At 29.5% G+C, this 12319-nt stretch carries 13 protein-coding genes and 2 tRNA genes; 4 read left to right on the top strand and 11 right to left on the bottom strand.

Annotated features, from left to right (window positions below; translation table 11 throughout):
• Positions 1 to 62 precede the first annotated feature (62 nt).
• Both Q0684_RS05475 and Q0684_RS05470 read right to left on the bottom strand, forming a co-directional pair.
• Positions 63 to 146 (bottom strand) — tRNA-Leu (locus tag Q0684_RS05475).
• A gap of 43 nt (positions 147 to 189) precedes the next feature.
• Positions 190 to 262 (bottom strand) — tRNA-Lys (locus tag Q0684_RS05470).
• A gap of 93 nt (positions 263 to 355) precedes the next feature.
• Here Q0684_RS05470 and Q0684_RS05465 point away from each other — a divergent pair.
• A complete protein-coding gene (locus Q0684_RS05465) occupies positions 356 to 871 on the top strand; it encodes a shikimate kinase (protein ID WP_299013582.1) in 516 nt (171 codons plus the stop codon).
• Here the strand turns inward: Q0684_RS05465 and Q0684_RS05460 are convergent.
• Together Q0684_RS05460 and Q0684_RS05455 are read right to left on the bottom strand one after the other, a co-directional pair.
• Positions 863 to 1366 carry a phosphoribosyltransferase family protein gene (locus tag Q0684_RS05460; protein ID WP_299013580.1) on the bottom strand — a complete coding sequence of 168 codons (504 nt, stop codon included), beginning with the start codon at positions 1364 to 1366 and terminating at the stop codon, positions 863 to 865. The genes Q0684_RS05465 and Q0684_RS05460 overlap by 9 nt on opposite strands.
• Positions 1363 to 1743, bottom strand: a complete 381-nt coding sequence (locus Q0684_RS05455; protein WP_299013578.1) for a S4 domain-containing protein — start codon at positions 1741 to 1743, stop codon at positions 1363 to 1365. Before Q0684_RS05455 ends, Q0684_RS05460 begins: the two co-directional genes overlap by 4 nt.
• Before the next feature lie 80 nt (positions 1744 to 1823).
• On the opposite strand from Q0684_RS05455, the gene Q0684_RS05450 reads away from it, so the two are divergent.
• Positions 1824 to 2654, top strand: a complete 831-nt coding sequence (locus tag Q0684_RS05450) for a peptidylprolyl isomerase (RefSeq protein WP_299013576.1) — start codon at positions 1824 to 1826, stop codon at positions 2652 to 2654.
• A 401-nt stretch (positions 2655 to 3055) separates the two neighbouring features.
• On the opposite strand, the gene Q0684_RS05445 is transcribed toward Q0684_RS05450, so the two are convergent.
• From Q0684_RS05445 to smpB, 5 genes are all read right to left on the bottom strand, one after another.
• Positions 3056 to 3658, bottom strand: coding sequence for a porin family protein (locus Q0684_RS05445; protein ID WP_299013574.1), 603 nt, complete (start codon positions 3656 to 3658; stop codon positions 3056 to 3058).
• A 43-nt stretch (positions 3659 to 3701) separates the two neighbouring features.
• Positions 3702 to 4655 carry a transketolase family protein gene (locus Q0684_RS05440; protein WP_299013572.1) on the bottom strand — a complete coding sequence of 318 codons (954 nt, stop codon included), beginning with the start codon at positions 4653 to 4655 and terminating at the stop codon, positions 3702 to 3704.
• Positions 4656 to 4770: 115 nt separating this feature from the next.
• On the bottom strand, positions 4771 to 5349 hold the full coding sequence (locus Q0684_RS05435; RefSeq protein WP_299013570.1) for a Maf-like protein: 579 nt from the start codon (positions 5347 to 5349) through the stop codon (positions 4771 to 4773).
• Positions 5350 to 5446: 97 nt separating this feature from the next.
• The gene (locus Q0684_RS05430) at positions 5447 to 6295 is read right to left on the bottom strand and encodes a geranylgeranylglycerol-phosphate geranylgeranyltransferase (protein WP_299013568.1); all 849 of its coding nucleotides are present in this window, start codon (positions 6293 to 6295) and stop codon (positions 5447 to 5449) included.
• Between the two features lie 51 nt (positions 6296 to 6346).
• Positions 6347 to 6808 (bottom strand): SsrA-binding protein SmpB, encoded by a 462-nt coding sequence (gene smpB, locus Q0684_RS05425; protein WP_299013566.1) that lies wholly within the window; start codon positions 6806 to 6808, stop codon positions 6347 to 6349.
• Positions 6809 to 6947: 139 nt separating this feature from the next.
• Here smpB and Q0684_RS05420 point away from each other — a divergent pair, with 139 nt between their 5' ends.
• Positions 6948 to 7676: a DUF6503 family protein gene (locus Q0684_RS05420; RefSeq protein WP_299013564.1), complete on the top strand. Its 729-nt coding sequence runs from the start codon at positions 6948 to 6950 to the stop codon at positions 7674 to 7676.
• Between the two features lie 129 nt (positions 7677 to 7805).
• Positions 7806 to 8627, top strand: coding sequence for a class I SAM-dependent methyltransferase (locus Q0684_RS05415; RefSeq protein ID WP_299013561.1), 822 nt, complete (start codon positions 7806 to 7808; stop codon positions 8625 to 8627).
• A 175-nt stretch (positions 8628 to 8802) separates the two neighbouring features.
• Here the strand turns inward: Q0684_RS05415 and Q0684_RS05410 are convergent, their stop codons facing one another.
• Together Q0684_RS05410 and clpB are read right to left on the bottom strand one after the other, a co-directional pair.
• Positions 8803 to 9303: a phosphoglycerate mutase family protein gene (locus Q0684_RS05410; RefSeq protein WP_299013559.1), complete on the bottom strand. Its 501-nt coding sequence runs from the start codon at positions 9301 to 9303 to the stop codon at positions 8803 to 8805.
• A gap of 222 nt (positions 9304 to 9525) precedes the next feature.
• Entirely contained in the window at positions 9526 to 12135 is a 2610-nt protein-coding gene (gene clpB / locus Q0684_RS05405) for an ATP-dependent chaperone ClpB (RefSeq protein ID WP_299013556.1), read from the bottom strand.
• Positions 12136 to 12319 lie beyond the last annotated feature (184 nt).

The following is a 12319-nucleotide window of genomic DNA, read 5'->3' as shown; positions in this document are numbered from 1 at the left end:
ACTACAATAATAGTGATATAAGTTAAGAGTTAGGTTAAATTTTTGTAAAAGAAAGTAAAATGTGCGCACGAGAAGATTCGAACTTCCACTTTCTTGCGAAAACAGCCCCCTCAAGGCTGCGCGTCTACCAGTTTCGCCACGTGCGCTTTAAAAAAAAAGAAAGGTTAAGTAATAAAACTTAACCTTTTGTGACCGGGCTGGGGCTCGAACCCAGGACCCTCTCCTTAAAAGGGAGATGCTCTACCAACTGAGCTACCAGGTCTTTTATTAATCGGTTGCAAATATACTATCAATGATTGGTATTAGTGCTATAAAAATGAATAATTTTTAACGATATTTGTAAAAATTTTAAAAAATGAAAATAATTCTTTTGGGATATATGGCTTCAGGAAAAACTTCTATTGGTAAGAAGTTAGCTAAAAACTTGTCTTTGAATTTTTTAGACTTAGATGACTATATTCAAGAGAAAGAAAATATGACTATTCCAGAAATTTTTAAGGTAAAGGGAGAAATTTATTTTCGAAAAATTGAAAATACATATTTATTGGAAATTTTAGAAATGGAGCAAGATTATATTTTAGCTTTAGGAGGAGGAACCCCATGTTATGCTAATAATATGAATGCCATTAACAAAACAGAGGCTATTTCTATTTATTTACAAGGAAACACAAATACCATGATAGATAGAGCAGTTAGAAAAAAAGCAAAAAGACCTATAATTGCTTCTTTAAGTGATGATAAAATACCCGAATTTGTAGCAAAACACCTATTTGAAAGACGCCCTTATTACGAGCAAGCTAAAATGACTGTAAAAATTGATCAGAAAACTAAAAAAGAAGTAGCTCAAGAACTAACTAATTTATTAAGCTAAAAAAGCTTTAGAATCATTATTTGTAAAAGAAACTTGCACATGCTCATTTATGGAGGTAGATAAAGAAATACCTTTAAAATCAGCCTTTACAGGATATTTTTTGTGATTTCTATTAACTAATACAGCCGTTTTAAATCTTTTTAAGGGTACATCTAAAAAGTGTTTGATTCCGTAAATTAGGGTAGTGCCAGAATTTAAAACATCGTCAACTAAAACTAAAGATTTCTTTTTATATTCCGTAATTGCTATAGAAGTACTTACTTTTTCTAATGGCTTTTTTTTGTTTATGTTAACTTCACAAAGTATTACTTTTAAATCAGAGATATTCTCTAAAATAGTTGCTATTTTTTTTGCAAAAATATACCCATTACCAATAATTCCTGCTATAATTACTTCTTTTTCAGAAGTATTGCTTTCGTAAATCTGATACGCAATTCTTTTAATTTTTTGATTTATCTGTTGGTTGTTTAAAATTATAGTGTCTACTGTTTTCATAACTCTGGGTTTGTATCTTCCTGAAAATTATCTATATCTCTCCTGTCTTTTTTTGTTGGTCTTCCAACTCCTTTTTTTCGGTAATAATCTTTTGCAAATTTTAATAAGGCTGTTTTTTCAAACTCCTCTTTAGGTGTGCAATCTTTTCTGTAAAGATCTACAATTTTAGCACCAACTCTACTTTCTGGTAAATCTAAAACTTTTATTTTGTAATTTATTTGATTTTTTCTAATCATTAAAAGTTCATCGCCAAAAATGTCTTTAGAAGGCTTCACAATTTTACCATCTATTTTTACTTGACCTTTTTTACACGCAGTTGTTGCTATGCTTCTTGTTTTAAAAACACGAATGCACCATAAATATTTATCTATCCTCATAAAAAAAGTTAAAAAGTACTTATTGTCTTTTTACAAAGATATAAAAATGGTAAATTGCCAACCTAAATTTTGAGTTTAAAATGAGTAAAATAAAAAGTATTTTTTTTCTAGTTGCTTTATCTGTAATTGTATTTATTTCTTGTGATGAAGAAAATTTTGGTTTTATTAATCCGTTTGAAGATGTAGATTATGAAGCATTGGCAAAATCTGATAACGACTCTATAGTACAATTTTTAAGCACTCATTACTATGATGCGAATTTAGATGATATTAGATTAATTAACGCAGGACAAACTGCTTTAATTAATGATACTGAAAATTTAAAAATAAAAGACGTTACTCAAAATGATATTGATTATAAACTATACGTTTATATAACTGAAGAGGGTAAACCAAATTCAACAAAAGGTAACCCTACCAAAGTGGATTCCGTTTTTATAAGTAGAACAGAAATACCACTTATTAATAATAGCATTGCATTTGACCCTACAAGGAGAAACAATAAGATATGGTGGAATTTAGTACGAACGTTTGTACCAATATCACCAGATGAAAGGGCTTTAGTGGGTGCAGTAAATGCTTTTCCTTTTTTTAGACCTGGAGAGAATATTACTAATAACGGGCCTATTACATATCAAAATACCGGTAAAGGATATGTTTTTATGCCTAGTGGTTTGGCGTACCCTTCAATAGATTTTGTGCCAGGACCAAGGCAAAATATTGATCCTCTTTTTGATATAATTATTGTTTATAAATTAGAATTATTAGATTTTGTAGAAAATACAGATCATGATAATGATGGAAAAGCAACAATAGAGGAAGATGCTAATGGAGATGGCGATCCTACAAATGATTTTAGTGATACCTCAAGACCTAATCTGCCAGATTATTTAAATCCGAATATCAATTAAAGTATACTAGAAACAATTTAATAAAAAACTCTTGAGAAGTCAAGAGTTTTTTGTTTTTGGTATTTTAAATAAGGAGTTAATAATGTATTAAAAGAGTTTAGATTCTTTTTAATAATTATGCAATACAGTATTTAGTTTTGCTATTTAATAAATCTTTTTAAATGCAATTTAACAATATTGTCTTTTACGATTACTTATAGTTATTATAACGACTGTACTTAAATTATTATAAGAATATTTTGCTTGTTTTTTGAGTTAATCTCTTTAAAATCCTTTTTAGAAGAATTTAATTTCGTTACTTATTTTTTAATGATTTAATTTTTCTTGTAATGAAAAATTAAATAAAAAAAGCCCTTGAAATTTTTCAAGAGCTTTTATATAAATTATAGTGTGTTTTGTTATTACAGCTTTAAAGATAAGCCAATTATAATTTGGTTTACTCTGGTATCAAAGTTTACTTCTCTACCAGTTCTAGAGTTTAAAAAATTAGATTCTATTCCGTTAAAACCTCTTTCATATCTTACATCTAAACCAATTTTACCAAATTCGATTCCTGCACCAAATTGTAAACCAACTGTAATATTATCGGTTTCTACATTTGGTATCTCATCAAAACCAAAACTAGAATCTAAAACATATTGAAAAGAAGGACCAACAAAAACGTTACCAATGCCAAAAATCTTTTTTCCTATTAATACAGGAACATCAATTTTTTGAAAACTATAAGTTGTTGTGGTATTTGAATCAAAAATCACATCATTTTCTAGGTTGGTATAAATTAATTCAGGTCTAATATATAAGCCTAAAACAGGTATTTTTGCACGTAACCAAACACCAGCATGAAATCCTGTTCTGCTATCTCCTCCTTCTAAAACATCTGCGCCAACTTCTTTAATAGATTCTGAGTTGTAATTAATACCACCCTTAACACCAAAATTTAGTTGTGCATTAGAATAATGGCTAAAACCAAAAGCCAAACAAATTATTAAGATTACTTTTTTCATAATTTTAAGTTTTATTATTTTGAATATCTAAATATAAACAAATTTATTTTCTTGAAATTACTTTCTTTACAGCTTTAACCACTGCACTAGCATCTAAACCATATTTTGCCATTAATTCTGCAGGTGTTCCAGATTCTCCAAAAGTATCATTAGTTGCTACAAATTCTTGCGGCGTAGGCGTGTTTAAAGCTAATGTTCTGGCAACACTTTCTCCTAAACCTCCTAGTTTATTATGTTCTTCAGCTGTTACTATACAACCTGTTTTTGCTACAGACTTTAAAATAATTTCTTCGTCTAAAGGCTTTATGGTATGTATATTAATTACTTCTGCAGAAATACCAGCAGCTTCTAATTGTTCTGCTGCTTGTAAAGATTCCCAAACTAAATGCCCAGTGGCAACAATAGTAACATCTGTACCTTCTGTTAACTGAATACCTTTACCAATTACAAACTCTTCGTCTGTTGGCATAAAAACAGGTACTTTTGGTCTACCAAAACGCAAGTAAACTGGTCCTTCAAATTCTGCAATAGCAATGGTTGCAGCTTTTGTTTGGTTATAATCACAAGGATTAATAACAGTCATACCAGGCAACATTTTCATTAAACCAATGTCTTCCAATATTTGGTGTGTTGCACCATCTTCACCTAAAGTTACCCCTGCATGCGATGCACAAATTTTTACATTTTTGTCTGAATACGCAACAGATTGTCTTATTTGATCGTAAACTCTACCTGTAGAAAAGTTTGCAAAAGTACCCGTAAATGGTATTTTACCACCAATTGTTAATCCTGCTGCAATACCAATCATGTTTGCTTCTGCAATACCAACTTGAAAAAATCTTTCTGGATTTTCTTTAATAAATTGATCCATTTTTAAAGAACCAATTAAATCGGCACATAAAGCAACTACATTTGGGTTTGTTCTACCTAATTCCGTTAAACCATCACCAAAACCAGAACGTGTATCTTTTTTTTCTGTGTACGTGTATTTTTTCATTATAAAATTGTAAAAATTGTTGTGTTGTATAATTTGCCGTAAAAATAACCTTTTATTTCACTTTAAGGAAAGGAAACAATAGAATAGTTTAACAATTTGTTATAATTTGATTTATTTACAAATTAGAAAGCGCTTTATAAAGTTTATGAACAGGCAAACCTACCACTGTAAAGTAACTTCCTTCAATTTTTTCTATTCCTATAAAACCAATCCATTCCTGTATGCCATAGGCACCTGCTTTGTCAAAAGGTTTATAAGTAGTAACATAATACTCAATTTCTTCTTTTGTTAAGGTTTTAAAAGTAACTTGGGTGCTATCGCTTATTATTTGCTGATGTTTCTTGCTTTTTAAAGAGACAGATGTAATAACTTTATGCGTTTTTCCAGACAACTCTTGTAACATTTTAACGGCTTCAACTTTGTCTTTTGGCTTGCCCAAAGCTTTGTTTTCTAACCAAACAATGGTGTCTGATGTTATTAAAATATCTTTTTCCGTTAAATTTATAAAAGCTTTCGATTTTAAATCGGCCAAATAATTGGTGATTTCCTCGGCTTGTAATGTTTTAGGATAGATTTCTTCTACAGGTTTTAATTGAATCGTAAAATCGATATCTAAATCTTTAAAAAATTGCTGCCTTCTTGGTGAACCAGAGGCTAATATGATGTTATAATTTTTAAGTTTTTCTCTTAACATTTTTTATTGATTAATAGTATTAAAGCTGATCTTATTAAAGCTTAGTGTAACGTGTGAGTTTTAATTTTTAACTAAAAATTGTTCACTGACAAATATTTTATATTATTCTGAATAATAGCATAGATAAAATTCCAAAAAACATAATTATTTTCATGAATCCACTCAATTTAGAATAATCTTTTTTGCCTTTTGCAAACCACAATTTGCATACAAAATAGAGTAGTGGTAGCAATAAAAAGAGCAAACTATAAATTAAAGGAATCACTGCATAGGTTATATTTCTTATTATAAGTATTAGAAAAATCAATAAAATTACAGTAAAAAAAAAAGCAACATTTTTAGTTCTCTTTCTACCAAATACAATGGGTAATGTTTTGGCGTTAATTTTTAAATCGCCATTTACATCTTCTATATCTTTTATAATTTCTCGAATTAGTGTAGTTAAAAAAGCAAATACTAAATAAAAATAAGTAGCATAATATATTGGGTTGTCAAAAGTTGAAACATTTGTCTTAAAAGGAATAAAATCAATTAAGTAAACCATATAAATAGGTAATGGAACTAGTATTGAAACAATTAAATTACCAACAAAAAGTGTTCTTTTAAAATATTTAGAGTACAAGAATAAAAGAATTGGTGTACCAAAAAATAAAACATAATGAATTGGTTTTATAGAAAAAGAAAAAGCGATAACTCCCGCAAAAACAGTTAAAATAAAATATAAAATTCTACCATTTTTTAAAGAAATTATTTTAGAAATGTATGTTTTTTGTGGCTTATTTATAAGGTCCGTTTCAATATCAAAAATATCGTTAATAACATAACCAGCAGCAGTGGTAAAAATTATTGAAATTGCCAATAAAATAAACCGATTTAAACTTATAAAATTATATTCAAAAGAGTGTAAAAGCGCATACTTTGTTAAAACCATCGTTAATAAAATCATCAGTAGATTTTTGTAACGAATCAATTTTAAAAAAGCAATCATAAACAAAAATTACGAATTAAAACTCTTTTTAATTCTTGCCAAATCACGTTTATTGTCTCTGTCTTTTAGTGTGTTACGCTTATCGTGTGTCTGTTTACCTTTAGCCAAAGCAATCTCTAATTTTGCAAAACCCCTATCATTAATAAACAAACGCAAAGGTACAATTGTATTCCCTTTAGCCTCTACATCCTTCTTTAAACTGCGCAATTCACGTTTATTTAGCAACAATCTACGCTCACTTTTTGGCTTATGATTAAAATGATGCCCAAACATATATTCTTGAATATACATATTTACAATAAACAACTCGCCACGCTCATTAAACTCACAAAAACTCTCTGTAATTCTTGCCTGGCTAAGTCTTATCGATTTTATTTCTGTACCCGTTAACTGAATTCCAGCCACAAATTTGTCTAGAATTTCAAATTCAAAACGCGCTTTTTTATTTTGTATGTTTATTTTTTTCTGCAACCTTAGGTTGTTTTTGTGTGATTATTGTATCCCAAAAAAGAAATCAATAAATCAATTATATTTTTAACAAATATACATTATTCAATTCAAGAAAGAAATGTAATTTTGATTTCAATTTCCGACAAAAAATCAAAACTTAATGAAATATTTATCAATATTTATTTTTCTACTTTTTTTAGCCTGTAAACCAGCTCAAAAAGAGCTTACTGCGCAAGAAATTATAGATAAAAGCATTCTAAAGTCAGGCGTAAATAAAGTAGCAAATGCAAAAATTGCGTTTCATTTTAGAAACACATTATTCGAAGCAAAAAGAGCCTATGGAAATTTTACATTAACCAGAAAAAAAGATTCAATTACAGATATTTTAACCAATAACACTTTTAAAAGATTCATTCACAGTCAAGAGGTAAAACTAGCCGATAAAAAAGCTAATACCTACAAAAACACTGTAAATTCCGTCCATTATTTCTCGGTTTTACCATTTGGTTTAAATGATAAAGCAGTGCATAAAAAACTACTAAAATCTTCAATAGTAAAAGCAAAAGCATATTACAAAATACAAATTACATTTGCAGAAGAAGGTGGTGGAGAAGATTTTAACGATACCTTTATTTATTGGATTGGTAAAAAAGATTTTTTGGTAGATTATTTGGCCTATTCTTACCAAACAAATGGCGGTGGCAAGCGTTTTAGAGCCCTAAAAAAAGAAACTATTGTAAACCAAATTAGATTTGCAGATTTTGATAATTACAAACCCAAAAACAACAATATTACCTTAGAAAATATAGACAAAGCTTTTGAAGAAAATCAACTAGAAAAAATTTCTGAAATTGTTTTAGAAAACATAAAAGTTACCCAATTTAATTAATTTTTTAAGTAGCTTAATCGTGGTTTTCGCTATATCTTTTTGCCGAAAAAGGCAAAAAGGATGTCGCTTCAATCACGGCTAAATCTATTTGCCAACTTTTAGAATGTTAAAATAGTTTATTACAATTTTATGAACAAAAAATCACTCATTTCCAAAGAATTAGAAAATTTTTACAACCAAGCATCAGAAGAAACACGTTTAGATTCTGGTATGGGTTTTTTTGAGTTCGAGCGTATAAAATCTTTAATAGAAAGGCACATAAAAAAGCCTAAAATAACTATTGTAGACGTTGGTGGTGGCACAGGAAAATACAGTGAGTGGTTGGCACAAAATAATCACGAAGTACATTTAATAGAACCTGTAGAAAAGCATATTAAACTAGCACAAAAAAGAGCAGGTAAACTAAAAAATCCGTTTACGGTAATTTTAGGCGAAAGCAGAAATTTACCTTATAATAATGAAAGTGCAGATTTAGTAATTTTACACGGACCTTTATATCATTTACAAAAAAAAGAAGACCGTTTACAAACCATAAAAGAAGCCAAAAGAGTACTTAAAAAAGGCGGATTAATTTTAGGTTTTGCAATCAATTCATCTGCAAGCACAGTTGCAGGTTTAATGCAAGGTTTGGTGCATAAAAAACCGTTTTTAGAAATGTGTAAAACAGAATTAACAACAGGAATACACAATCCGCCAGAAGAATTTCCATGGTTATTAGCAGACGGTTATTACCACAAACCCAAACAATTAAAAAAGGAATTTACCTCACAAAATTTAGAAATCTTAAACCTTTTTGCAGTAGAAGGCATGATTTGGTTAGACAATGAATATTTTGCAAATATGCTAAACCCTAAGAAAAAAGCAACACTTTTAGAAATCTTAAAAACCACAGAGTTAGACGAATCTGTTTTGGCTTTTAGTCCACATATGATGTTGGTTGCTAGAAAATAATGTTAGCTTTTAACTTTTAACTTTTAGCTCTTTGCTTTTGCTTTTGGTTCTTGGTTCTTGTTTCTTGGCTCTGGGCTCTTGTTTCCTAGTTCGTGACTCTTGTCTCTTGTTTCTTGTCTCTTGTTTCTTAGCTCTTTATTTTTAATTAATAGTTGTTAGTTTTAAAATTCAGATTTTACAATTCAACCTTAATGATTTCACTTTTAATTTGATGGGTGTTTAACGTGATTTTATATAAACTAGAGTTGTCATTATCTTTCATCCACTCATATCTTTTATCACCTAAAATTGCATTTGCAAAATCAGGAGTAGTGTTGCTATGTCCAACAATTACAACAGATTTTCCTTTGGTATTTGCTTTAAAATCAGAATCATATAATTTGGAAGGGTTATAGCTTTTAACTTCTAAGTTTTTGCTGTTTGCAGTAGGTGCAGCTGTTTGTTGCGTTCTATTATAGTTAGTAGCATAAATAGCATTTAATTGAATATCTTTAAAATAAGTAGCCCATTTTTTGGCTCTTTCTTTACCTTTTTCATTCAAATTAGGGTTTCTATTGGTTTTATCTGTTCTATCTTTTTCTGCATGACGAATTAAATAATACGTAGTAGTTTCATCTTTAGAACAAGATGTTAAAAATGCAAAAGCAAAAACGAATAAGAATAATATTTTTTTCATTGTAAGAATATTTAGAATCAAATATAATTAAAAAAGAAAAAGCAATGTTTTTATAAACATTACTTTTTCTAAACTAACCAATCAAACTAAATATACTTCGTTCCTGTTGTCATTTCAACGATAGGATAAATCTCATAGTTTTAAATTAATGTTATAAGATTTCTCGACTCCACTGCGTTTCGCTCGAAATGACATTCGTTTTTTACATATTTCTTGAGAATATTAAATTTCTTCAACCAAATCAGATTGATTTCTAAATACTAACTTTTCATCAAAAGCGTCTAGTAAAATAATACTATCTGTGGTCATTTTACCTGCTAAAATTTCTTTAGAAAGTGTATTTAAAACTTCTTTCTGAATGACTCTTTTTACAGGTCTAGCACCAAACTCTGGCTGATATCCTTTTTTAGCTAAATATTTAATAGCGTCATCTGTAGCATCTAAAGTAATATCTTGCTTTGCAATCATTTTTCTAAGATGTTCTATTTGTAGTTTAACAATTTCAAAGATATTTACCTCATTTAAAGGTGTAAACATAATTACGTCATCTATTCTGTTTAAAAATTCTGGTCTTACAGATTGTTTTAACAAACCTAAAACTTCAATTTTTGCCAGTGCAGTAGTGGCTTCTATATCGGCTTTAGTATCTGCAAATTTTTCTTGAATAATATGGCTTCCCATATTTGATGTCATTATAATAATGGTATTTTTAAAATCTGCAATTCTACCTTTATTATCCGTCAATCTTCCTTCATCTAAAACTTGCAATAAAATATTAAATGTATCAGGATGTGCTTTTTCAATTTCATCTAAAAGTACCACAGAATAAGGTCTTCTTCTTACAGCTTCTGTTAATTGGCCACCTTCATCATAACCAACATAACCAGGAGGCGCACCAACCAATCTACTAACCGCATGTTTTTCTTGATATTCACTCATATCAATACGTGTCATAGCATTTTCATCATCAAATAAATACTCAGCTAAAGCTTTTGCCAATTCCGTTTTACCAACACCTGTAGTTCCTAAAAACAAAAAGCTACCAATTGGTTTGTTTGGATTTTGTAAACCAGCTCTAGAACGTCTAACAGCATCAGAAACTGCAATTATTGCTTCTTCTTGGCCTACAACTCTTTTGCGTAATTGTTGTTCTAATTTTAAGAGTTTTTCACGTTCAGATTGTATCATTTTGGTAACAGGAATCCCTGTCCATTTTGCTACAACCTCTGCAATATCGTCCAACGTAACTTCTTCCTTTATTAAAGATTTTTCATCTTTATTAGTCTTTAATATTTGCTGAAATTCTTCTAGTTTTGTTTGTGATTCCTTTATTTTACCATACCTAATTTCTGCAACTTTACCATAATTTCCTTCACGTTCTGCTTTTTCAGCTTCAGCTTTAAAGTTTTCAATATCAGATTTTGCATTTTGTATGTTATCTACAACTTCTTTTTCAGATTTCCATTTGGCATTAATTTCATTTCGTTCTTCTTTAATATTAGCTAGGTCAGAACGTAAAGATTTTAGTTTTACTTCATCTTTTTCACGCTTAATAGCTTCAATTTCAATCTCTAATTGCATTACTTTTCTATCTAAAACATCTAACTCTTCTGGTTTAGAGTTTATTTCCATGCGTAATTTAGAGGCAGCTTCATCCATTAAATCTATGGCTTTGTCTGGTAAAAAACGGTTGGTAATGTAACGTTGAGATAATTCTACAGCACCAATTATAGCTTCATCTTTAATACGAACTTTATGGTGTGTTTCATACTTTTCCTTAATTCCTCTTAAAATAGAAATTGCACTTTCTGTATCTGGCTCATTTACTTGCACTTTTTGAAAACGACGCTCTAAAGCTTTATCTTTTTCAAAATATTTTTGATATTCATCTAAAGTTGTCGCCCCAATTGCTCGCAATTCTCCACGCGCTAAAGCAGGTTTTAAAATATTTGCAGCATCCATAGCTCCTTGGCCACCACCAGCACCAACAAGCGTGTGAATTTCATCAATAAAAAGTACAATATCACCTTCAGAAGTGGTTACTTCTTTAATCACTGCTTTTAAGCGCTCTTCAAACTCGCCTTTATATTTTGCACCAGCAATTAAAGCACCCATGTCTAAAGAAAAAATCAATTTATCTTTTAGGTTTTCTGGTACATCTCCATCTACAATTCTGTGCGCTAAACCTTCTGCAATAGCAGTTTTACCTGTTCCTGGTTCACCGACTAAAATTGGGTTGTTTTTGGTTCTTCGCGATAAGATTTGCAATAATCTGCGTATTTCTTCATCTCTACCAATTACAGGATCTAGTTTACCATCTTGCGCTAATTGATTTAAGTTTTTGGCAAACTTATTTAAAGAATTATAGGTTTCTTCTTGCGATTGAGAAGTTACGCGTTCGCCTTTTCTAAGTTCGTCAATAGCACTATTTAAGTGTTTTTCTGTAACCCCTTGATCTTTTAAAACTTGCGCTATATTAGATTTCGATTTAAAAATAGCCAAAACCAAATGTTCAATAGAAACGTAATCATCGTTTCTGTTTTTAGAGATAATAGCAGCTTCATTTAATGTTTTTCCTGCTTCCCTAGATAGCATTAATTCTGCTCCCGTAACTTTAGGTAAACTTTCTAACTGTTTGTCTACAATTTGATTTACAACGGCTATATTAATATTTAATTTTTTTAATAAATAGGGTAGTACATTCTCATCAACTTTAGTTAAAGCCTTAAAAATATGTTCGTTTTCTATTTGATTATGACTGAAACCTTGCGCAATTTGTTGCGCCATTTGTATGGTTTCTTGTGATTTTGTGGTATAATTATTAAAATTCATATTTCTTCTTTTTTTTTACAATGGTTTTAAACTCATTGTTACGTTATTTTTTCTTTTTACAATCCACTAAAAGCAAATTCAGTACCAATTTATAAGTGTAATAGAAATAAGTCATAATGTCTTGTTAAACCTTGTTTTTACTGACTTTTTGACAATTGAAAGTTTCTTATCTTTGTATCGACTA

Origin of the sequence: uncultured Polaribacter sp. (genome assembly GCF_947503875.1) — a bacterium.
Taxonomy (GTDB): Bacteria; Bacteroidota; Bacteroidia; order Flavobacteriales; family Flavobacteriaceae; genus Polaribacter.
Note: the sequence above shows the minus strand (reverse complement) of the source record. Positions and strands in the feature narration are given on the sequence as shown.

Coding starts and splice junctions, on each gene's coding strand:
- Q0684_RS05460 (WP_299013580.1), bottom strand. CDS start 1,366: ATGAAAACAGTAGACACTATAATTTTAAACAACCAACAGATAAATCAA.
- Q0684_RS05450 (WP_299013576.1), top strand. CDS start 1,824: ATGAGTAAAATAAAAAGTATTTTTTTTCTAGTTGCTTTATCTGTAATT.
- Q0684_RS05430 (WP_299013568.1), bottom strand. CDS start 6,295: ATGATTTTATTAACGATGGTTTTAACAAAGTATGCGCTTTTACACTCT.
- Q0684_RS05410 (WP_299013559.1), bottom strand. CDS start 9,303: ATGAAAAAAATATTATTCTTATTCGTTTTTGCTTTTGCATTTTTAACA.
- Q0684_RS05445 (WP_299013574.1), bottom strand. CDS start 3,658: ATGAAAAAAGTAATCTTAATAATTTGTTTGGCTTTTGGTTTTAGCCAT.
- Q0684_RS05440 (WP_299013572.1), bottom strand. CDS start 4,655: ATGAAAAAATACACGTACACAGAAAAAAAAGATACACGTTCTGGTTTT.
- clpB (WP_299013556.1), bottom strand. CDS start 12,135: ATGAATTTTAATAATTATACCACAAAATCACAAGAAACCATACAAATG.
- Q0684_RS05415 (WP_299013561.1), top strand. CDS start 7,806: ATGAACAAAAAATCACTCATTTCCAAAGAATTAGAAAATTTTTACAAC.
- Q0684_RS05420 (WP_299013564.1), top strand. CDS start 6,948: ATGAAATATTTATCAATATTTATTTTTCTACTTTTTTTAGCCTGTAAA.
- Q0684_RS05465 (WP_299013582.1), top strand. CDS start 356: ATGAAAATAATTCTTTTGGGATATATGGCTTCAGGAAAAACTTCTATT.
- Q0684_RS05435 (WP_299013570.1), bottom strand. CDS start 5,349: ATGTTAAGAGAAAAACTTAAAAATTATAACATCATATTAGCCTCTGGT.
- Q0684_RS05455 (WP_299013578.1), bottom strand. CDS start 1,743: ATGAGGATAGATAAATATTTATGGTGCATTCGTGTTTTTAAAACAAGA.